At 71.1% G+C, this 20,000-nt stretch carries 18 protein-coding genes and 2 pseudogenes; 17 read left to right on the plus strand and 3 right to left on the minus strand.

Annotation, left to right across the window (positions count from 1 at the left end):
* Positions 1-178: 178 nt before the first annotated feature.
* Genes HWY45_RS22015 through HWY45_RS22045 form a run of 7 tightly spaced genes read left to right on the plus strand, consistent with a single transcriptional unit; the run spans position 179 to position 7,528 of the window.
* Positions 179-928 carry an SDR family oxidoreductase gene (locus HWY45_RS22015; RefSeq protein WP_059806199.1) on the plus strand — a complete coding sequence of 250 codons (750 nt, stop codon included), beginning with the start codon at positions 179-181 and terminating at the stop codon, positions 926-928.
* The gene (locus tag HWY45_RS22020; RefSeq protein ID WP_059880569.1) at positions 919-1,530 is read left to right on the plus strand and encodes a D-glycero-alpha-D-manno-heptose-1,7-bisphosphate 7-phosphatase; all 612 of its coding nucleotides are present in this window, start codon (positions 919-921) and stop codon (positions 1,528-1,530) included. The genes HWY45_RS22015 and HWY45_RS22020 overlap by 10 nt, the downstream gene beginning before the upstream one ends.
* Positions 1,527-2,738: a glycosyltransferase family 9 protein gene (locus HWY45_RS22025; RefSeq protein WP_059880711.1), complete on the plus strand. Its 1,212-nt coding sequence runs from the start codon at positions 1,527-1,529 to the stop codon at positions 2,736-2,738. Before HWY45_RS22020 ends, HWY45_RS22025 begins: the two co-directional genes overlap by 4 nt.
* Positions 2,739-2,741: 3 nt before the next feature.
* Positions 2,742-4,508 (plus strand): carbamoyltransferase family protein, encoded by a 1,767-nt coding sequence (locus HWY45_RS22030; RefSeq protein WP_059880564.1) that lies wholly within the window; start codon positions 2,742-2,744, stop codon positions 4,506-4,508.
* A complete protein-coding gene (locus tag HWY45_RS22035) occupies positions 4,505-5,503 on the plus strand; it encodes a glycosyltransferase family 2 protein (protein ID WP_059806189.1) in 999 nt (332 codons plus the stop codon). Before HWY45_RS22030 ends, HWY45_RS22035 begins: the two co-directional genes overlap by 4 nt.
* Complete coding sequence (locus HWY45_RS22040; RefSeq protein ID WP_059880561.1) at positions 5,500-6,588, plus strand: glycosyltransferase family 9 protein; 1,089 nt, start codon at positions 5,500-5,502, stop codon at positions 6,586-6,588. Before HWY45_RS22035 ends, HWY45_RS22040 begins: the two co-directional genes overlap by 4 nt.
* Complete coding sequence (locus tag HWY45_RS22045; protein ID WP_059880558.1) at positions 6,578-7,528, plus strand: glycosyltransferase; 951 nt, start codon at positions 6,578-6,580, stop codon at positions 7,526-7,528. Before HWY45_RS22040 ends, HWY45_RS22045 begins: the two co-directional genes overlap by 11 nt.
* Positions 7,529-7,532: 4 nt before the next feature.
* On the opposite strand, the gene HWY45_RS22050 is transcribed toward HWY45_RS22045, so the two are convergent.
* Positions 7,533-8,522 carry a sigma-54 interaction domain-containing protein gene (locus HWY45_RS22050; RefSeq protein ID WP_059880555.1) on the minus strand — a complete coding sequence of 330 codons (990 nt, stop codon included), beginning with the start codon at positions 8,520-8,522 and terminating at the stop codon, positions 7,533-7,535.
* A 280-nt stretch (positions 8,523-8,802) separates the two neighbouring features.
* Between HWY45_RS22050 and HWY45_RS22055 the strand changes: the two genes are divergently transcribed.
* On the plus strand, positions 8,803-10,242 hold the full coding sequence (locus tag HWY45_RS22055) for a sigma-54-dependent transcriptional regulator (RefSeq protein ID WP_081063147.1): 1,440 nt from the start codon (positions 8,803-8,805) through the stop codon (positions 10,240-10,242).
* 45 nt (positions 10,243-10,287) lie between these two features.
* Here HWY45_RS22055 and HWY45_RS37455 read toward each other — a convergent pair.
* Positions 10,288-10,521, minus strand: a pseudogene (locus HWY45_RS37455) (hypothetical protein); the annotation flags it as partial.
* A 98-nt stretch (positions 10,522-10,619) separates the two neighbouring features.
* On the opposite strand from HWY45_RS37455, the gene HWY45_RS22065 reads away from it, so the two are divergent.
* Positions 10,620-12,905 (plus strand): hybrid sensor histidine kinase/response regulator, encoded by a 2,286-nt coding sequence (locus HWY45_RS22065; RefSeq protein ID WP_059880708.1) that lies wholly within the window; start codon positions 10,620-10,622, stop codon positions 12,903-12,905.
* A gap of 148 nt (positions 12,906-13,053) precedes the next feature.
* On the opposite strand, the pseudogene HWY45_RS22070 reads toward HWY45_RS22065, so the two are convergent.
* Positions 13,054-13,859: pseudogene (locus HWY45_RS22070) on the minus strand (glycosyltransferase); the annotation flags it as partial.
* A gap of 254 nt (positions 13,860-14,113) precedes the next feature.
* On the opposite strand from HWY45_RS22070, the gene HWY45_RS22075 reads away from it, so the two are divergent.
* The 8 genes from HWY45_RS22075 to HWY45_RS22110 are packed head-to-tail and all read left to right on the plus strand — an operon-like array spanning position 14,114 to position 19,931.
* A complete protein-coding gene (locus HWY45_RS22075; protein ID WP_059806152.1) occupies positions 14,114-14,503 on the plus strand; it encodes a BON domain-containing protein in 390 nt (129 codons plus the stop codon).
* 29 nt (positions 14,504-14,532) lie between these two features.
* On the plus strand, positions 14,533-15,561 hold the full coding sequence (locus HWY45_RS22080) for an SDR family oxidoreductase (RefSeq protein ID WP_059557373.1): 1,029 nt from the start codon (positions 14,533-14,535) through the stop codon (positions 15,559-15,561).
* Positions 15,562-15,591: 30 nt separating this feature from the next.
* The gene (locus HWY45_RS22085; RefSeq protein WP_059806149.1) at positions 15,592-15,891 is read left to right on the plus strand and encodes a DUF2795 domain-containing protein; all 300 of its coding nucleotides are present in this window, start codon (positions 15,592-15,594) and stop codon (positions 15,889-15,891) included.
* 49 nt (positions 15,892-15,940) lie between these two features.
* Positions 15,941-16,504 carry a hypothetical protein gene (locus HWY45_RS22090; RefSeq protein WP_059880552.1) on the plus strand — a complete coding sequence of 188 codons (564 nt, stop codon included), beginning with the start codon at positions 15,941-15,943 and terminating at the stop codon, positions 16,502-16,504.
* A gap of 37 nt (positions 16,505-16,541) precedes the next feature.
* Positions 16,542-17,399: a glucose 1-dehydrogenase gene (locus tag HWY45_RS22095; RefSeq protein ID WP_059880550.1), complete on the plus strand. Its 858-nt coding sequence runs from the start codon at positions 16,542-16,544 to the stop codon at positions 17,397-17,399.
* A gap of 29 nt (positions 17,400-17,428) precedes the next feature.
* Positions 17,429-18,034, plus strand: coding sequence for a DUF4142 domain-containing protein (locus tag HWY45_RS22100; protein WP_059880547.1), 606 nt, complete (start codon positions 17,429-17,431; stop codon positions 18,032-18,034).
* A gap of 56 nt (positions 18,035-18,090) precedes the next feature.
* Positions 18,091-18,699 (plus strand): ferritin-like domain-containing protein, encoded by a 609-nt coding sequence (locus tag HWY45_RS22105; protein WP_059880544.1) that lies wholly within the window; start codon positions 18,091-18,093, stop codon positions 18,697-18,699.
* 59 nt (positions 18,700-18,758) lie between these two features.
* The gene (locus tag HWY45_RS22110) at positions 18,759-19,931 is read left to right on the plus strand and encodes an alcohol dehydrogenase catalytic domain-containing protein (RefSeq protein WP_059880541.1); all 1,173 of its coding nucleotides are present in this window, start codon (positions 18,759-18,761) and stop codon (positions 19,929-19,931) included.
* The last annotated feature ends 69 nt before the right edge of the window (positions 19,932-20,000 follow it).

Genomic DNA, 20,000 nt, shown 5'->3' on the forward strand with positions numbered 1-20,000 from the left:
CACCCGCTTATAAAAACGATCGGCCGCCGCGCATGACCGGGCCGTGGCGCCTCTGCCGCGAGCGCGCCCGACGCGTGTCGACGCGTATTGCCGCACGGGCATGGATCTCGCTTGATCCCTCGCAGCGACGCTTGTCCCCACAAGCGTCAACCGTTCGGATGGGTACGCGGAGGCGCCTGTGAGCCAAACCCTCGATTCTTCCCGGCCGCCGCTCGTCGGCAAGACCGCCTTTGTCACGGGCGGCGCGCGCGGGCTCGGCGCGGCGATCTGCGACGAACTCGCGCGCGCGGGCGCGAACGTGGTGGTGGCCGACCTGGACGCCGATCGCGCGGCCGCCGTCGCCGCGCAGCTCGCCCGCCACGGCGGGCGTGCCGTCGGCCAGGCGCTCGACGTCGCCGACGAGGCGTCGGTGATGCAGGCCGTGCACGACGCCCGCGAAGCGTTCGGCGAACTCGACGTGATCGTCAACAACGCGGGAATCGACGTGACGTCGCCGATCGACGACATCAGCGTGGCCGCGTGGCAGCGCGTGCTGATGACGAACCTGTTCGGCCCCTACCTCGTGTGCCATGCGGCCGTGCCGATGATGAAGGCGCGCGGCGACGGCCACATCGTCAACATCGCGTCCACCGCGTCGAAGCGCGCATGGCCCAACGCGTCCGCGTACCACGCGACGAAATGGGGGCTGCTCGGGCTGTCGCACGCGCTGCACGCGGAACTGCGGCCGGCGGGCGTGCGCGTGTCGGCGATCGTCGCGGGCGGCATGCGCACGCCGTTCCTGCTCGACCGCTTTCCGGACATCGACGAGGCGACGCTGCAGCCGCCGGAGCACGTCGCGGCGACGGTGCGCTTCGTGCTGACGCAGCCGCCCGGCACGGTCATTCCGGAGCTGATGGTGCTGCCGATGCGGGAGACGTCATGGCCCTGATTCGTCGCCCGGAACGCGCGCGCGGGGCCGTGCTGCTCGACAAGGACGGCACGCTGCTCGACGACGTGCCGTACAACGTCGATCCGGCGCGCATGCGCCTCGCGCCCGGCGCGGCCCGCGCGCTGCGCCTGCTGGGCCGGCTCGGGATGCCGGTCGCCGTCGTGTCGAACCAGCCGGGCGTGGCGCTCGGCCGCTTCACCGAAAGCGCGCTCGGCGTAGTCCACCGGCGTCTCGCCGACCTGTTCGAACAGCACGGCGCGACGCTGGCGGCGTTCTTCTACTGCCCGCACCATCCCGGCGGCGTCGTGCCGGCCTATGCATGCGACTGCGTATGCCGCAAGCCGCGCCCCGGCATGCTGCAGCGCGCGGCGGCGACGCTCGGCGTGGCGCTCGATGCGAGCTGGATGATCGGCGACATCCTCGACGACGTCGAGGCCGGCCGCGCCGCGCATTGCAGCACGGTGCTCGTCGACCGCGGCCACGAGACCGAATGGCGGATCGACGCAAGCCGCACGCCGCATTACATCGTCGGCCGCCTCGACGACGCGGCGGCGATCGTCGCGCGCGTCACCGCGCGGTGTCATCCGGAGGTGTGCAGATGAACGGGGCATGGTTCGGCGCGCGCCGCATCCTGTGCGTGCGGCTCGACAACCTCGGCGACGTGCTGATGACGACGCCCGCGCTGCGCGCGCTGAAGGAAAGCGGCGATGGCGACGGCGTTCACCTGACGCTGCTGACCTCGAGCGCCGCCGCGTCGCTCGCGGGCCACCTGCCGATGATCGACGACGTGTGGGCGTACGACGCGCCGTGGGTCAAGCATCCGGATGCGCCGGGCAACCCGGTGGCCGATCTCGACATGGTCGCGCGCCTGCTGACGGCCCGCTTCGATGCGGCGGCGATCTTCACCGTCTACAGCCAGAGCGCGCTGCCGGCCGCGATGATGTGCTGGCTCGCGGGGATCCGGCTGCGGCTCGCGCATTGCCGCGAGAACCCGTACCAGCTGCTGACCGACTACGTCGCCGAGACCGAGCCGCACCGCCGCGTGCGGCATGAGGTGGCGCGCCAGATGGCGCTGGTGCGCACGGTCGGCGCGACGACCGCCGACTGGCGGATGACGTTCGACCCCGGCTACGCGGCGCGGCGCGCCGCCCATGCGCGGCTGCGCGCGGCGCTGCCCCGGCTCGACGGCGCGGCCCGGCCGATCGACGGGCTCGGCCGCTGGCTGGTCGTCCATCCGGGCGCGAGCGCGGCGTCGCGGCGCTGGCCCGCCGAGCGCTTCGGCGACGTGGCGGCGCAGCTCGCGCCGCGCTTCGACGGCATCGCCGTGACCGGCAGCAGCGCGGAACGCGAGCTGGTCGCGGCCGTGTGCGCGCGCGCCGGCCCGCGCGCGGTCGGCTTCGCCGGCGCGCTGTCGATCGGCGAGCTCGGCGCGCTGATCGAGGTGGCCGACCTGCTGATCTCGAACAACAGCGGCCCCGTGCATGTGGCGGCTGCGCTCGGCACGCCGGTGGTGGACCTGTACGCGCTGACGAACCCGCAGCACACGCCGTGGCAGGTGCCGCACCGCGTGCTGAACGTCGACGTGCCGTGCCGCAATTGCTATCGCAGCGCGTGCGACCAGCCGGGCCATCCGTGCCTGCTCGGCGTGGGCGTGGACGACGTGGTGCGCGCCGCGCACAGCCTGCTGCGCGGGGGCGCGCGGCGTGAGATCGAACCCGCCGCGGCGCAGGCCGGCCGGTGCACGGACGACGAAGCGGCAGCGGACGGCCCGAACGTGATTCCGTTCGCGTCCGCGACCACGAGGAGGTAACCGATGCCCCGGCCTGGAACGCCTGAACCGCTGTACACGCTCGGCATCAACGCCGCCTTCCACGACAGCGCCGCGTGCCTGGTGCGCGACGGCGAGGTGCTCGCCGCGGCGGAGGAGGAGCGCTTCACGCACGTGAAGCACGCGAAGCGGCCGGTGCCGTTCTCGACCTGGGAGCTGCCGTTCAACGCGATCGATTGCTGTCTCGCGCAGGCCGGCATCGCGCTCGTCGACGTGCATCACGTCGCGTATTCGTACGATCCATGGATCGAGCTCGGCCACGACGCCGCCGAGCCCGCGCTCACGCTGCCGCTGTCGCCGTCCGCGCACGCGCGGCCGGCCGGCGGCGCGGCCGGGTCGCCGTGGCATCCGCTGTTCCTGTCGTCGATCGTCAACGCGCCGCGGCAGCTCGCCGGCGGCGCGCCGCACCATCTGCAGCGGCGGCTGCGCGGCGTCGCGCCCGACGGCCCGTATCGCTGGCATTTCGTCGAGCATCACCTCGCGCACGAGGCGAGCGCATTTCTCGCCGCGCCGTTCGAGCGATGCGCGGTGCTGACGATGGACGGGCGCGGCGAACGCGCGACGACCAGCTATGGCGCGTTCGACGGCCGCCGCTACCGGCGCCTCGGCCAGGTCGACCTCCCGCATTCGCTCGGCCTGCTCTACGAGCGCGTCACGCGCTATCTCGGCTTCCTGCACTCGTCCGACGAATACAAGGTGATGGCGCTGGCGTCGTACGGCACGCCGGTGTTCGCCGATGCGATGCAAGGCCTCGTGCGCTATCGCGGCGACGGGCAGTACGAACTCGTCGACGGCGACCTCGCCGCGATGTTCGGGCCGCCGCGCGAACGCGGCGGCCCGATCACGCCGCATCACTGCGACGTCGCGCATGCGCTGCAGCGCGTGCTCGAGGACACCGTGCTGCAGGCGGCCGACTGGCTCGCGGGCGCGACCGGCGAGCGCCATCTCGCGATGGCGGGCGGCGTCGCGCTCAACTGCGTGATGAACGCGAAGCTGCGCGACCAGGGCCGCTTCGACGACGTGTGGGTGCAGCCGGCCGCGGGCGATGCGGGCACCGCGCTCGGCGCCGCGCTATGGACCGATTTCCGGATGCGCGGCGCGCGCGGCGACTGGCGCATGGACCATGCGTATCTCGGGCCGGCGTTCGACGACGACGCGATCGAGGCGTTCCTGCAGGACGCACAGGTGCCGTACCGGCGCATGCCTGACGTTGCCGCGCAGACGGCCGCGCTGCTGGCCGAGAACCAGGTCGTCGGGTGGTTCCAGGGGCGCATGGAATTCGGCCCGCGCGCGCTCGGCGCACGTTCGATCCTCGCGTCGCCGATCGATGCGCGGATGCAGCAGCGGCTGAACCGGATCAAGGATCGCGAGGATTTCCGGCCGGTCGCGCCGGTCGTCCTCGAGGAGAAGGCGAGCCGGTGGTTCGCGGGCGGCAAGCAGGCGCGCCTGCGCGCGCCGTTCATGCTGTTCGTCTACGACATCGTGCCGGGCCGCGATACGGAGATTCCGGCCGTGTGCCACATCGACGGCACCGCGCGCGTGCAGACGGTCGACGCCGCGCAGCATCCGCTGCTGTACGCGCTGCTGACCGAGTTCGAGGCGCTGACCGGCGTGCCGGTGCTCGTCAACACGTCGTTCAACACGCGCGGCGAGCCGATCGTCTGCACGCCCCGCGACGCGGTGGAATGCTTCTGGACATCGCCGCTCGACGCGCTCGTGATCGGCTCGTTCCTGCTGGAGAAGCGCAGATGAACGCGCAGCCGGCGCCGCCGCCCGTGATCTCGATCGTCGTGCCGACCTTCCGCCGGCCCGACCTGCTCGCGCGCTGCCTCGACGCACTGTGCGCGCAGGTGTTCGATCCGGCCACGTACGAAATCCTCGTGGTCGACGACGACCCGGACGGCAGCGCCTGGCCGGTCGTCGATGCGCATCGGGCGCGCCTGAGCGGCAGGCCCGCGCTGCGCTACCTGACCGCGCCCGCCACGCAGGGCCCCGCCGCCGCGCGCAACGTCGGCTGGCGGGCCGCGCATGGCGCGGTGATCGCGTTCACCGACGACGATACGATCGCCGATCCGGACTGGCTGCGGCACGGCGCCGACGCGCTGCTCGCGGAGCCTGGCGCGGCGGCCGCCGCCGGACGCATCGACGTGCCGCTGCCGCCGCGGCCGACCGACTACGAACGCGACGTGGCGGGGCTCGCATCCGCCGATTTCGCGACCGCGAACTGCTTCGTGCGGCGCGCGGCGCTCGAGCGCGTCGGCGGCTTCGACGAACGCTTCACGCGCGCGTGGCGCGAGGATGCGGACCTGATGTTCGCGCTGCGCGAGCAGGCCGGGCCGATCGTCGATGCGCAGGCCGCGCGCATCGTCCACCCGGTGCGCCCCGCGCCATGGGGCGTGAGCATCGCGCAGCAGTCGAAGGTGTTCTTCGACGCGCTGCTGTACAAGAAGCATCGCGTCCTGTACCGGCTGCACATCCGCGCCGTGCCGCCGTGGCATTACTACGTGGCCACGCTGGCAGCGTGCGCCGCGCTCGCCTGCTTCGCCACGGGGCGCACGGCGCTGGGCACCGCATGCGCGGCTCTCTGGGCGGTGATCACGGGCACGTTCTGCGCGCTGCGGCTGCGCGGCGCGCGCCGCACGCCGTCGCATGTCGCGGAAATGATCGTCACGTCGATCGTCATTCCGCCGGTGTCGCTGTTCTGGCGCGTGCGCGGCGCGCTGCATTTCAAGGTGATCTTCTTATGAAACTCGAACCTTCCCCCTCGCTGCCCGACACGCCCGGCCGCCCGCGCATCGCGGTGTTCAGGGCGCTGCAGCTCGGCGACATGCTGTGCGCGGTGCCGGCGCTGCGCGCCTTGCGGCGCGGCGAACCGAACGCGCGAATCACGCTGGTCGGCCTGCCGTGGGCGCGCGCATTCGCATCGCGATTCTCCGAATACATCGACGACTTCATTGCATTTCCCGGCGCGCCGGGCCTCGTCGAGCAACCCGAGCCCGATGCCGCGCACGCCGACGCGTTCCGCGAGACGTTCCGGTCGCGCGCGTTCGATCTCGCGATCCAGTTGCACGGCAGCGGCGAATACGCGAACGCGGTGGTCGCGTCGTTCGGCGCGGCGCGCACGGCGGGCTTCGTCCCGCCGGACGGCCGCGCCACGCCGCTCGACCACGCGATTCCGTGGCCCGACGACAAGCCCGAGATCGAGCGCTATCTGCAGCTGATGCGCAGCCTCGGCTACGACGATTGGGGCGACTACCTCGAATTCCCGCTCGGCGGCCTCGACTATGCGACGTGGCAGGTGCTGTCCGACAAGCATGGCCTGAAGGCGGGCCGCTATGCGGTCGTGCATCCCGGCGCGCGCATGCCGTCGCGGCGCTGGCCGGTCGAGCGCTTCGCCGCGGTCGCGCGCTGGCTGGCCGACCACGGCTTGCGGATCGTGCTGACCGGCACGCACGCGGAAGCGGATCTGGCCGACGCATTCGAGAGCCGCCTCGAGCGGCCCTGCATCGACCTGTGCGGCGGCACGCCGCTCGGCACGCTCGCCGTGCTGATCGGCCGCGCGCGGCTGCTGTTGTGCAACGACACGGGCGTCTCGCACGTCGCCGCGGCGGTCGGCACGCCGAGCATCGTCGTCGCGTGCGGCAGCGATGCGGCGCGCTGGGCGCCGCTCGATCGCGAACGGCATCGCGTGCTCGCGATCTATCCGGCCTGCCGGCCATGCATGTACGACACCTGTCCGTACGAGCACGTCTGCGCGACCGCGCTCGGCGTCGACGACGTGATCGGCCGCGTGGACGAACTGCTCGGCAGGGAGGTGCGCCATGTCGGATAGACGTCTGCGCGTGCTGACCTGGCAGGTGCACGGCAACTACCTGTACTACCTGTCGCAGGCGCCGCACGATTTCCTGGTCGTGACGAAGGCGCGGCATCCGCCCGGCTACGCCGGCCGCGTCGGCCATCTGCCGTGGGGCGACAACGTGCGGGAAGTGCCGATCGAATGCGTGCGCGACACGGCGTTCGACTGCGTGCTCTACCAGCATCACGATCACTATCGGCACGACCGCGTGCACGTGCTGAGCGACGCGCAGCGCGAGCTGCCGGCGCTGTTCGTCGAACACGACCCGCCGCGCGAACACCCGACCGACGCGCTGCATCCCGTGCAGGATCCGAACATGCTGCTGGTGCACGTGACGCCGTTCAACGCGCTGATGTGGGACAACGGCGTCACGCCGACCCGCGTGATCGAGCACGGCGTGCTGATCCCGGACGACGTCGCCTATCGCGGCACGCTGCCGAAGGGCGTCACGGTCGTCAACCACCTCGCGCGGCGCGGCCGGCGCCTCGGCGCGGACGTGTTCGAGACCGTGCGCCGGAGCGTGCCGCTCGATCTCGTCGGGATGGGCTCGGCCGAGCTCGGCGGCATCGGCGAGGTGCCGAACCCGGCGCTGCCGCATTTCCTGTCGCACTACCGGTTCTTCTTCAATCCGATCCGCTACACGAGCCTCGGGCTCGCGGTGATCGAGGCGATGACGATCGGGCTGCCGATCATCGCGGTCGCGACGACCGAAATGGCGCAGCTGGTGCGCTCCGGGCACAACGGTGTCGCCGATACGCGGCCCGCCGTGCTGGTCGACGCGATGCGCGCGCTGATCCGCGAGCCGGCGCTCGCGCAGGAGTGGGGCGCCGCCGCGCGCCGCGACGCGCTCGCGCGCTTCGGCATCGAGCGGTTCGTGCGGGACTGGGATGCGGCGCTGCGCGATGCCGTGGGCTGACGCGTCACGCGCGGCGCCGGGCCTGCGCGTCGCGCTCGCGCTCGCGCTCGCGCTCGGATACCAGCGCGAGGCGGTTGTACAGCGTCTTGAGGCTGATGCCGAGCGCCTTCGCGGTGCGCGGCTTGTCGCCGTTGAAATGCCGCAGCGACGCGAGGATGAAGCGCTGCTGCGAATGTGCGAGCTTCGTGCCGAAGTGCAGCGTCATCGCGTTCTTCAGGATCTCGTCGCGCGGCGCCGCGCGACGCGGCAGATGCAGGTCGATCTGATCGTCCGCGAGGATGAACGCGCGTTCGAGCGCATTGCGCAGCTCGCGCACGTTGCCGGGCCACGAATACGCGCGCAACGCCTTCATCGCCTGGCTCGACAGCCGCTTGCGCGTGCAATGGCGCACGTTCAGGCGATCGATGAACGCCTGCGCGATGCTGTCGACGTCGTTCTCGCGCTGGCGCAGCGACGGCACGTGCAGCGCGATTCCCGCGATCCGGTAGAACAGGTCTTCGCGCAAGCGCCCCTCGCGCACGGCCGCGACCGGATCGTGATGCGTGGCCGAGATGATGCGCACGTCGAGCGGAATCGATTCGTGACCGCCCACCCGCGTGATCGTGTTCGATTCGAGCGTGCGCAGCAGCTTCACCTGCAATTCGGCCGGCATCTCGGCGATTTCGTCGAGAAACAGCGTGCCGCCGCGCGCCGCTTCGAAAAAGCCGACGTGCTGCGACACGGCGCCCGTGAAGCTGCCTTTTTCGTGACCGAACAACTGGGATTCGGCGATGTCGGGCGGGATCGCGCCGCAATTCACCGGCACGAACGGGCCGTTGCGCCGCGCGCTCATGTCGTGCACGAGCCGGGCGACGATGTCCTTGCCGACGCCGCTTTCGCCGACGATCAGGACGCTCGCCCGTGTGGTCGCGACCTTCGCGATTTTTTGCAACAGCGCCTGGATCAACAGCGAGGTGCCGAACAGCCGCTTTCCGTCATCGCCGGGTCTCGACATGATGTGGTGTCAGATAGGGAGAAATTGACCGGACGTCTCGCAGCCGGACGAAAATTTTGCCGCCCGTCTCGCGATTTTCATGCGGAAAGGATACCGATTTTCATGCGCGCCGATTATTGAATCTCGCAATGCGTGCCGCGCGGCCGGATAGATTTAATCGATGTGCGCCGAACGCGCGACACACGTCTTCTATACTCGATGAACGGTGTGCCGTGCACATGATTCATCTGTTGTAACGCGCGCATGCGAAGCCGGCGGCGCGCATTCCCCGGGAGGCTCGATGCCCTATGTCCTGATCGTCGAAGACGATGCCGATACGCGCGCGATGCTCGCGGCGCTCGCGCAATCGCAGCAGCTGGTGTGCGACACCGCCGCCACGGTCGAACAGGCGCGCGCGCTGCTGGCGACGCGCGCACCCGATCTCGTGCTGTGCGATCTCGTGCTGCCGGACGGAAACGGCATGATGCTGTTCGATGCATTGCCGAAACATGCGCACTGCGAAATGGTGTTGACCACCGGCCACGCGAGCCTCGAAACCGCGATCGACGCGCTGCGGCGCGGCGCGACCGACTACCTCGTGAAGCCGATCAACATGCAGCGCCTGAACAGCATCTTCGCGCGGGTGCCGCGCACCGGCGCGCTGCACGAGGAAATCGCGGCGCTGCGTTCCGAACTGCAGAGCCTCGGGCGCTTCGGACGGATGATCGGCAGCTCGAGCGCGATGCAGGCGACCTACGACGCGATCGGCCGCGTCGCGCGCACCGAGGCGTCGGTGCTGCTCACGGGCGAATCGGGCACGGGCAAGGAGCTGGCGGCGCAGACCATCCACGACCTGAGCCTGCGGCGGCGCGGCCCGTTCCTCGCGATCAACTGCGGCGCGATCGCGGCGAACCTGGTCGAGAGCGAGATGTTCGGCCACGATCGCGGCAGCTTCACCGGCGCGGACCGTCAGCACAAGGGTTTCTTCGAGCGCGCGGACGGCGGCACGCTGTTTCTCGACGAGATCACCGAGATGCCGATCGAATCGCAGGTCAAGCTGCTGCGCGTGCTGGAGACGGGCCAGCTGACGCGGCTCGGCTCCACGCGCGAAGTCGACGTCGACGTGCGGATCGTCGCCGCGACGAATCGCGATCCGGAAGACGCGCTCGCGAACGGCAAGCTGCGGCCCGACCTGTATCACCGGATCAACGTGTTTCCGATCGCGCTGCCGCCGCTCAGGGAGCGCGAGGACGACATCCCGATGCTCGCCGACGCATTCCTGCAGCAGTTCTGCGCCGAGAGCGGCCGCAACCTGCGCTTCGCGCCGGCCGCGCGCGAGGCGCTGAAATCGTATGGGTGGCCCGGCAACGTGCGCGAATTGCGCAACTTCGTGCAGCGCGCGGCCATTTTCTGCGACGGCGACGTGATCGACACGCTGCCGCCGCCGATCCTCGAGGAACTGTCGGCGATGGTCGATCCGCATGACGATCGGGTGGTCGTGCCGTTCGGCACGTCGCTCGACGAAGTCGACCGACAACTGATCCAGGGCACGATCGCGCAGTGCGGCGGCGTGAAGGCGCAGGCGGCCGAGCTGCTCGACGTGAGCCTGAAGACGATCTACAACCGGCTCGCGCAACTCGAAGAGACGCCCGATGCAACGCCTGACGCAACGCCCGGCGCAACACCTGACGCAACGCCCGATGCGTCATCCGGCAAGCCGCCGGACAAACCGGGCACGTGATGAACAGGCGCACGCGGCTAGTTGTCGCCCTCCGGCTCGCCCGCCGCGACCCGCCGCCGCATCCGTTCGACGCGCGCACCGAGCGTGCGGCGCTCCCGAAGCGTCCAGCCGAGCCCGGCAAGCGCGTGCCATCCGGCGCGCCAGCGTGCCGCGCGGCGGAATGCCGGCGAACACGGTAGCGACCACCGAGCCCGGCGATCGGGCGAGCAGTTGCCCGCAACTGAATACGGCGTCGTCGAGGTGCGGCGAGACGACGAGCCAGCGCGTCGGGAAGGGCATGAACGGATCTCCATGAGGCGCCGCGCAGATGGGCGGCGTCATGCGTGCGCGCAAGTCGCGTACCGGCGCGCCGATGCGCGGCGATGGGAGGCAACGCGATGACACACGGTGCAAGATTTCTGCGGGGCGTCGCGATCGCGATCACGCTGGTCGCGATCGCGACGGTGCTGCAGGCGCTCGCGATCCGCTTCGGCGGCGTGAACCTGCCGCTGCTGCTGTACTACCCGATCCTCGCGTGCGTGGCGTGGGCAACGTCGTTTCCGCTGGGGCTCGCCGCGACGGCCGCCAGCGGCGCGCTCGCGTGGACGCTGTTCCTGTCCGATCCGTCCGCCTATACGCAATCGTTGCCGGAACGGCTCATCCGGCTCGGCACCTTCGTGCTGGCCGGCGTGCTCGCCTGTGCGATCGCGACGATGCTGCGCCGCGCGCGGTTCGTCCACGGCACGCACTTGCGCCGCGAGTCGATCGCGCGCCGGCAATACGAGGCCATGCTGCAGTCGCTCGCGCAGGGCGTGCTGGCGAGCGACCTGCAAGGCCGGGTCACGTTCGTCAACGCGCGGGCGGAGGCGCTGGCCGGCTGCACGCAGCACGACGCGATCGGCCGGCCCGTGCACGACGTGCTGCGCGTCTACGACGGCAAGGGGCGGCGGGTGCGGGTGACGCCGCTCGATCGCGTGCTCGACGGCGGCGATGCCGCGATCTCCGATCAGCACTGGCTGATGCACGACGGCGAACCGATGCCGATCGTCGAGATCGCGTCGCCGATCCTCGACGAAAGCGGCAACGTCGACGGCGCGGTGCTGCTGCTGCGCGACGCGCGCGCGGAGCGGGCGCGCGCCGACGCGAACCGGACGGTGCGCGCGGTCATCGACGCGTCGCCGGATGCGCTGATCGGCATCGACGCGGCGCGCCGCATCGTGAGCTGGAACCCGGCCGCGCAGCGGATGTTCGGCTACGACACCGACGACGTGCTCGGGCGCGACGTCGCGATGCTGGTCGCGGCGCGCTGGCTGCGGCGGCATCCGCTCGACGACGCGTTTCGCGACATGCGCCACATGGTCGGCCCCCTCGACCTGCTGTGCGTGGGCGTCGACGGCGAGCGGTTCCGCGCGACGGTCGCCGCGTGCCCGCCGCAGGACGGCATGCGCGAACGCGTCGCGCTGGCGCTCGGCGTGCGGCGCGCCGCCGACCAGCGCCGCCGCGACCGGCGTGCGCAGCGCTCGCTGCGCGGCGCGCGCGACGCCCGCCGGCAGGCCGTGACGTCGAACCGGCTCAAGGACGAACTGCTCGCGATGGTCTCGCACGAGCTGCGCACGCCGCTCAACGTGATCTACGGCTGGGTCGAGGTGCTGCGCAACTCCGCCGACGCGAGCCTGCACCGGCAGGCGGTCGACGCGATCGACCGCAGTGCGCGGTCGCTGTCGCGGATGGTCGGCGACATTCTCGACGTGTCGTCGCTCGCAACGGGCAAGCTGCGCCTCGAAGCGATGCCGGTCGACCTCGTGCGCATCGTCACCGATGTCACCGACGTGTTCCGCAAGGCGGCGTCGGCGAACGACATCGTGCTCGACACCGATTGCGCGGTCGATGCGTGCGTCGTGTCGGGCGACGGCGACCGGCTCCGGCAGATGCTGTCGAACCTGCTGTCGAATGCGCTGAAGTTCACGCCGCGCGGCGGCCGCGTGACGGTCGGCCTCGCGCGGGCCGGCAGCGAAGCGGTGCTGACCGTCGCGGACACCGGGCAGGGCATCGCGCGCGGGTTCATCCCGAAGGTGTTCGACGCATTCAGCCGCGCGGACGAATCGCCGGCGTCGCCGCGCCGCGGCCTCGGCCTCGGCTTGTCGATCGTGCGGCACATCGTCGAGCTGCATGGCGGGGCGGTGACGGTCGAGAGCGAGGGGCGCAACCACGGCGCGACCTTCACCGTGATGCTGCCGATCGGCTGGCAGCCGGTCGGCGTGATGGCGTGGCTGGCCGAGCAGGCGGAAGACGACGAGCCGATGGCGCTCGACGGCCAGCACGTGCTGCTGGTCGACGACGACGCGACCACGCGCACGAGCCTGTCCGCCGCGCTGACCACGCTCGGCGCGCAGGTCGACGTCGCATCGTCGGGCCGCGAAGCGATGGAGATGGTCGCGCAGGTGCGCCCGACCGTCGTGCTGTCCGATCTCGCGATGCCCGACGGCGACGGCTTCTGGCTGCTCGACGCGCTGCGTCACGACGCGAGCGGTGCGGGCGTGCGCGTGCTCGCCGTGACGGCCCATGCGGGGCAGGCGGACGAGCACCGCGTGCGCGAGGCGGGCTTCGACGGTTACCTGCGCAAGCCGGTCGACGTGCGGGAGCTGGCGGAAGCGATCGCGCGCACGACGGACGGCACGGGCTGACGGGCGCGCGCCGTCCGGTGCCGCGTCATTCGGCCGGTGCGGCGGGGCCTGGCAGGCCGAGCTGCGCGAGCACGGGCGACGCAACGGGCGCGCCGCGCATCGGCTCGCCGCCGCGCGCGCGGCGGTTCGCCTGCTGCTGGACGAAATAGCGCGCGGGATCGGGCGCGTACTGGCTGCCGCCCACCACGTAGAGGCGGGCCGGACGCCGCGGGTCGGGCGGCATCCGCGCGAGCGCGTCGATCACGGTGTCGATGCCCTTGCGCGGCACGAGGCGGCCGAGCTGCAGCACCACGAACGCGTCGTCGGGCCAGCCGAGCCGTGCGCGCGCCGCGGCGCGCGCCACCGGCCGGAATTCGTCCGCATCGAAGCCGCACGGGACGATGGCGATCCGCTTCGCGTCCGCGCGATACAGCGTGCGCAGATCGTCCGCGTCCTGCGGGCACTCGGCAATCAGCAGGTCGGCGCGTCGCGCGAGCGTGTCCTCGATCGTGACGCGCGCGTCGGGGAGCCGTCGGCCGCGCCCTGGTGCAGCCGCCTGACGCGCCCGAGCGCATGGAACGTGACGACCAACGGAATGCCGAGCCGCCGCTTCACGCGCAGCGCGACGTCGCCCGAGATGAAGAAATTCGCGTGCATCAGGTCGATCGTCGCGGCTTCGCGCCGCAGCCGGGCGATCACGTCGTCCGCGAACGCGCCCATGTACGGCAGCGGCCGTTCCTGCGGCGCCTCGACGGGCAGCCCGGCGGGGACGTGGATCACGCGGATCCGCGCGCCGATCGGCACGACGTCGGGCAGGTGCGGATCGTCGCGGCGGGTGTAGACGTCGACGTCGAGCCCGCGCTCCGCCAGTTGCTTCGCGACGTGGGCCACGTAGATGTTCTGCCCGCCGGCATCCACGCCACCGATCACGCCCAGCGGCGACGCATGGTCGCTGATCAACGCGATTCTTTGCATGAGGGTTGCTCCGTCGATCGGAACCGCGCGATGTGGGCTTCGTGCGCGCCGACCCCGCAAGCGATGTACCCGTCGATCCATGCGCGCAACGCATCTCGACGCGACGCAAAAATTACAACGCGTTGGATGAAAGCACGCCCGGCGGCCGTGGCCGGCGCGGTGGACAAGGCCGCCCGGCAAGCCCGGCGCGCGGTACGCGCCTTGCGACAGCCAGCATGTCCGGCGCAATGCCGGCTTGACGAAAGGAGGTCACGATGAACGCAAGACAATTGCAAGCGTGGAAAGAATGGCTGAAGCGCCATCCGGCCAAGCGTCTCGGCGCGACCGCCGCGATCGCCGCGGCCGCGTTCTGCGCCGGCGCCGCGCCGGGCGTGATGGCGGCCGGCGACGACAGCGGATCGACGATGCACACGTCGACCGGCACGAAGATCCACGACGCGACGATCACGACCAAGGCGAAGGCGGCACTCATCGGCACGAAGGATCTGTCGTCCGGCGATATCCACGTGAAGACGCGGGGCGGCGTCGTCACGCTGACCGGCAGCGTGCCGGACGAGCAGCAGCGCACGCTGGCCGTCGACGCCGTGAAGCAGCTCGAAGGCGTGCATTCCGTGCGCGACCAGCTCACGCTCCGTGCGAAGTAAAACGGCGGCGCCGCACCAGGAGGGCATCCATGAATCGCATGCTGAAACCGGTCGGCGAACAGACGATCGTGATCACCGGCGCGTCCAGCGGTATCGGCCTCGTCACCGCGCGCAAGGCCGCGAAGCAGGGCGCCAAGCTGGTGCTCGCGGCGCGCAACAGGGAGGCGCTGGACACGCTGTGCGAGGAAATCCGCGCGCACGGCGGCCTCGCGGTGCCGGTGGTCGCGGACGTCGGCAACTACGAGGACGTGCAGCGCGTCGCGGCGCAGGCGGTCGAAACCTATGGCGGCTTCGATACGTGGATCAACAACGCCGGCGTGTCGATCTTCGGCACGTCGAGCGCGGTGCCGCTCGAGGATCAGCGCAAGCTGTTCGACACCAACTACTGGGGCGTGGTGCACGGTTCGCTCGTCGCGGTCGATCACTTCCGGCGCAAGAGCGACTTCCACGGCGGCGCGATCATCAACCTCGGCAGCGAGGCGTCCGACGCGCCGGTGCCGCTGCAAAGCGCGTACGTCGCATCGAAGCACGCGGTGAAAGGGTTCACCGATTCGCTGCGGCTCGAGCTGGAGGCCGACCACCTGCCGGTGTCCGTCACGCTGATCAAGCCGGCCGCGATCGACACGATGCTCGTGATGCACGCGAAGAACTACATGAACGTCGAGGCAAAGCTGGCGCCGCCGATCTACGACCCGGACATCGCGGCGGACGCGATCCTGTTCGCGGCCGCGCATCCGCGCCGCGCGCTGTTCGTCGGCGGCGCCGCGAAGTTCGCGTCCGCGAGCGCATACCACGCGCCACGGCTGTTCGATCGCGTCGCGGCGACGCTGTTCTCGCGCGGCCAGCGCACGGTGCGGCCCGCGCGGCCGCGCGACGACAACGCGCTGTACGAGCCGGGCCGCGCGCTGCAGGAGCGCGAGGGGATGGACGGCGTCGTGCTGCGCGGCTGCGCGTACAACACCGTCGTGCAACGGCCGAAGGTCGCCGGCGCGATCGCGCTGACCGCCGCGGCGCTCGTCGTCACCGCATTTGCCCGCGCACGGCGGGCGGCATCCTGAACGTCAATCCACCATCGAAGGAGGCAGGCTATGACATCCCGTCACCATACAGGCCATGAAACGAGCCGCACGCGCGCGCACGAAGGCGACCGCTCGCAGCAGGACCCCGACAAGGGCGGCCGCCAGGCCGGCCACGGCAAGTCGCCGAGCCCCGTCGACGTGCAGAAGGCGCTGAAGGGCATGGACTATCCGGCGAGCAAGGCCGACGTCGTCAAGTGCGCCGAGCGCTCGCACGCGGACAGCCACGTGGTCGACATGCTCAAGCGCATTCCCGATCGCGAGTACGACACGCCGGCATCGGTGTCGAAGGAAGTCGGCCGGCTCGGTTGAGGCCGGCGCCCGCCGCGCTGCCGCGGCGGGCCGTCACGAGGAGGCGGGCATGGCGATGATCGTGGCAGGCCGTTTCGCGACGTTCGACGACGCGCAGGGCAGCGCACGCTGCCTGTACGACCGCGCGTTCGGCCAGGACGACGTATCGATCTTTTTCCTGAATCCTCGCGGCCGCCATGCGCGCTTTCCGATCGACGGCGACGAATATGCGGATGCCGCCGGGCGGCCGGGCGGCCGCGGCGCGATGGCCGGCGCGTTGCGCGGGCTGCTGGCGGGCGGCATGGTCGGGCTCGGCGTCTACGCGCTCGGCTGGCGCGACGGTCTGGTGCCCGCGATCGCCGCGCTCGCCGGCGCCTGCGTCGGCGCGCTGGGCGGTGCGCTCGGCGGGATCCGCGAGCGCGCGGAGGAAGGCGCCGGGCCGTTCGAGAGCGGCGACGGCGGCGTGATGCTCGCCGCGCACGTCACCGAAGCGTCGGCGGAGACGGCGGAAGCCGTGCTGCGCGCGAGCGGCGCGACCTCGATCGAGCGCATCGACGGTGACTGGCAGGACGGACGATGGTGCGATTTCGATCCGGCCCGCCGCCCTGGCGATGCGCCGAAGCGGCCCGCGTGAGCGGGGCCGCGCCGTTGCATTCAACCGGAGAAACGACATGACCGAAACCCGCACCGTCCCACCGCAGACCCAATCGAGCCGGCCCGGCGTCGAGCGCGAGATGCGGCCGAAACCGAGCGACGAGGCCGAGGCCTACGTCGGCAGCGGCAAGCTCGCCGGCAAGGTGGCGCTCGTCACGGGCGGCGACAGCGGCATCGGCCGCGCGGTGGCGATCGGCTTCGCGAAGGAAGGCGCGGACGTCGCGATCGTCTATCTGAACGAATCGGACGACGCCGCGCATACGAAGCGCCTGATCGAGGCGGCCGGGCGGCGCTGCGAGGCGATCGCGTGCGACATCGGCGTGCGCGAGCAGGCGCGGGGCGCGGTGGCGCGCACCGTCGAGCGGCTCGGCCGGCTCGACGTGCTGGTGAACAACGCGGGCGAGCAGCATCCGCAGCCCGACATCGACGCGATCACGGAGGACCAGCTCGTGCGCACCTTCCGCACCAACGTGTTCGGCATGGTGTTCTGCGTGCAGGCCGCGCTGCCGCATATGGCGCACGGCGGCCACATCGTCAACACCGCGTCGGTCACGGCCTACCACGGCAACCCGACGCTGCTCGACTACTCGGCGACCAAGGGCGCGATCGTGTCGTTCACGCGCTCGCTCGCGCTGTCGCTGGCCGGGCGGGACATCCGCGTCAACGCGGTCGCGCCGGGGCCGATCTGGACGCCGCTGATTCCGTCGACGTTCACGGCCGACCAGGTCGCGCACTTCGGCAAGAAGGTGCCGCTCGAGCGCCCGGGGCAGCCGGACGAGTTGATCGGCTGCTACGTGCTGCTCGCGTCCGACGGCGCGAGCTACATGACCGGCCAGACGCTGCATCCGAACGGCGGGTCGATCGTCGGCGGCTGAAGGCGGCCGCCCGTATCAGGAGAGGACACATGGAACCGAACATCCGGATCATCGCGGCGCTGGCCGCCGGTGCACTGGGCCTCGCGGCCGCCGTGCACGCGCAAACGCCGAGCGAGCCCGCGGCGACGAATCCCCGCACGCCGCCCGAGCTGGTCAAGCCGGCGCCGGACGCCGGCGACACGCGCGATGCCGCGCGCGCGCGGGGCATGGACGCCGACTTCGTCGACAAGGCCGAGCTTGCCGGCAAGAGCGAGGTGGAAGCCAGCCGGCTCGCGCTCGAGAAATCGACGTCGCCCGACGTGCGCGCGTTCGCGCAACACATGATCGACGATCACGGCAAGGCGAACGAACGCCTGCGGCAGCTCGCGGCGCGCGACGGCGCTGCCGAGCCGTCGGCGCGGCGCGTCGATCCGGACGTCGAGGCGCTGCGCGACAAGCGCGGCCGCGACTTCGATGCCGCGTACGTCGCCGCGGCCGGCCCCAACGCGCATCAAAACGCGGTGCGGCTGTTCGAGGACGAGGCGCGCGGCGGCCACGACGCCGGCCTGCGCGCATTCGCGCAGGCGACGCTGCCGACGCTCAGGCATCACCTGACGATGGCGCAGGCGCTTGCCCGCAAGGTCGGCGCGCAATAGCGCGCGCCGTTCAACCCCGAGGGCCGCGCACGCGGCCCGTTTTTCAGGAGACAGTCATGGCCCACCGGCAACCGAAACACGCGGACATTCGCGAGCTGCTCTGCCAGGCGCTCGAAACCGAGCTTGGCGGCGAGAAGCTCTACGACGCCGCGCTCGCGTGCGCGACGGACGAAGACCTGCGCAAAGAGTGGCAGAAGTATCGCAAGGAGACGCTGCGGCACCAGGAAGTGCTGCGCGGGATCTTCGACGCGCTCGGGCTCGATCCCGACGAGCAGACGCCCGGACGCAAGGCCGTCTCGTCGATCGGGCACGCGCTCGTGAAGACGATCGAGACGGCGAAGCAGCAGGCCGAGCCGGCCGCCGCGCAGATCGTCGCGGCCGAATGCGTGGTGCTGGCCGAGACCAAGGATCACCTGAACTGGGAACTGATCGGCTATGCGGCCGAGCAGTTGTCCGGCGACGCCGCGAAGCTGCTGAAGGACGCGCACGACGAGGTCGAGCCCGACGAGGATCATCACCTCTATCACACGCGCGGCTGGGCGCGCGAGATGTGGATCGCGTCGATGGGCTTCAAGGCCGTGCTGCCGCCGCCCGAGGAAGTGCGCAAGGTCGGCTCCGCGGCCGAAGCCGCGCGGGCCGAGCGGGCACGCGGCAAGATGACGTGATCGCCGCCGGCGCGTGCGCGTGCGCGGCGCCGCGGTTCCGCTGAGTCAAGGAGAACGACATGATGGCATTGTGCTGGCACGGCAAGCATGCGGTGCGCCATGAGCGCGTTGCCGATCCGACGATCGTGGATCCGCGCGACGCGATCGTGAAGGTCACGCTTTGCAGCATCGGCGGGGCCGATCTGCATCTGTACGACGCGGTCATGCCCGGCGTGAACGACGGGACGATCCTCGGCCGCGAATTTCTCGGCGAGGTCGTCGAGGTCGGTCATGAGAACCGGCGCCTGCGGGTCGGCGATCGCGTGTCGGTGCCGTTCACGATCGCGTGCGGCATGTGCCATCAGTGCCGGCACGGCAATTTCGCGTGCTGCGAGACGTCGAACCCGAATCGCGCGTTCGTCGAGCGGGTCTACGGCCAGGCGACCGGCGGCCTGTTCGGCTCCGGCCACCTGGCCGGCAGCTATCCGGGCGGGCAGGCGGAATATGTGCGCGTGCCGTTCGCCGACGTCGGCCCGGTGCGCATTCCGGACGACGTCGACGACGAGCGCGCACTGCCGCTCGGCGACACGCTGCCGACCGGCTGGCAAGCCGCGGCGCAGTGCGCGATCCAGCCGAACGACGTGGTCGCGATCTGGGGCGCCGGGCCGGTCGGGCTCTACGCGGCGCTTGCCGCGCGGCTGCTCGGCGCAGGGGAGGTGATCGTGATCGACTGCGTGCCGGCGCGCCTCGATCTCGCCCGCGAGCTTGGTGCCACGGCCGTCGATTTCACGCGCCTGAGCGTGTCGGACACGCTCACCGAGCACACCTGCGGCCGCGGGCCCGACAAGTGCATCGACGCCGTCGGCCTCGAGGCGCACGCGGCCGATGCGGTCGACGCGACGCTCGATCGCTTCAAGGAAACCATCGTGCCGGGCCTCGACCAGCCGCACGTGCTGCGCGAGATGATCTACACGTGCCGCCCCGGCGGCGTGGTGTCGATCGCGGGGCTGTACGGCGGGCTCGTCGACCACGTGCCGCTCGGCGCGTTCGTCAACAAGGGCCTCACGATGCGCGGCGGCCAGACGCACGTGAACCGCTGGACGGACGACCTGCTCGCGCGCATCCGCAACGGGCAGATCGATCCCGCGTTCGTCATCACCGATCGCGGGCGGCTCGAGGACGGCCCCGCGCTGTACGAGCGCTGCCGCACGCGCGGGGACGGTTGCGTGAAGCCGGTGATGCGGGTCGCCTGAGCCGCGGCCGTGGGCCGACATCAAGTTGCCGCCGGTCCATCGTGCCAGGCAACGCGACCCGCTTCGTAT

It is taken from the genome of Burkholderia stagnalis (assembly GCF_902830275.1).
Classification (GTDB): domain Bacteria; phylum Pseudomonadota; class Gammaproteobacteria; order Burkholderiales; family Burkholderiaceae; genus Burkholderia; species Burkholderia stagnalis.

Coding starts and splice junctions, on each gene's coding strand:
- HWY45_RS22020 (WP_059880569.1), top strand. CDS start 919: ATGGCCCTGATTCGTCGCCCGGAACGCGCGCGCGGGGCCGTGCTGCTC.
- HWY45_RS22025 (WP_059880711.1), top strand. CDS start 1,527: ATGAACGGGGCATGGTTCGGCGCGCGCCGCATCCTGTGCGTGCGGCTC.
- HWY45_RS22030 (WP_059880564.1), top strand. CDS start 2,742: ATGCCCCGGCCTGGAACGCCTGAACCGCTGTACACGCTCGGCATCAAC.
- HWY45_RS22035 (WP_059806189.1), top strand. CDS start 4,505: ATGAACGCGCAGCCGGCGCCGCCGCCCGTGATCTCGATCGTCGTGCCG.
- HWY45_RS22040 (WP_059880561.1), top strand. CDS start 5,500: ATGAAACTCGAACCTTCCCCCTCGCTGCCCGACACGCCCGGCCGCCCG.
- HWY45_RS22045 (WP_059880558.1), top strand. CDS start 6,578: ATGTCGGATAGACGTCTGCGCGTGCTGACCTGGCAGGTGCACGGCAAC.
- HWY45_RS22050 (WP_059880555.1), bottom strand. CDS start 8,522: ATGTCGAGACCCGGCGATGACGGAAAGCGGCTGTTCGGCACCTCGCTG.
- HWY45_RS22055 (WP_081063147.1), top strand. CDS start 8,803: ATGCCCTATGTCCTGATCGTCGAAGACGATGCCGATACGCGCGCGATG.
- HWY45_RS22065 (WP_059880708.1), top strand. CDS start 10,620: ATGACACACGGTGCAAGATTTCTGCGGGGCGTCGCGATCGCGATCACG.
- HWY45_RS22075 (WP_059806152.1), top strand. CDS start 14,114: ATGAACGCAAGACAATTGCAAGCGTGGAAAGAATGGCTGAAGCGCCAT.
- HWY45_RS22080 (WP_059557373.1), top strand. CDS start 14,533: ATGAATCGCATGCTGAAACCGGTCGGCGAACAGACGATCGTGATCACC.
- HWY45_RS22085 (WP_059806149.1), top strand. CDS start 15,592: ATGACATCCCGTCACCATACAGGCCATGAAACGAGCCGCACGCGCGCG.
- HWY45_RS22090 (WP_059880552.1), top strand. CDS start 15,941: ATGGCGATGATCGTGGCAGGCCGTTTCGCGACGTTCGACGACGCGCAG.
- HWY45_RS22095 (WP_059880550.1), top strand. CDS start 16,542: ATGACCGAAACCCGCACCGTCCCACCGCAGACCCAATCGAGCCGGCCC.
- HWY45_RS22100 (WP_059880547.1), top strand. CDS start 17,429: ATGGAACCGAACATCCGGATCATCGCGGCGCTGGCCGCCGGTGCACTG.
- HWY45_RS22105 (WP_059880544.1), top strand. CDS start 18,091: ATGGCCCACCGGCAACCGAAACACGCGGACATTCGCGAGCTGCTCTGC.
- HWY45_RS22110 (WP_059880541.1), top strand. CDS start 18,759: ATGATGGCATTGTGCTGGCACGGCAAGCATGCGGTGCGCCATGAGCGC.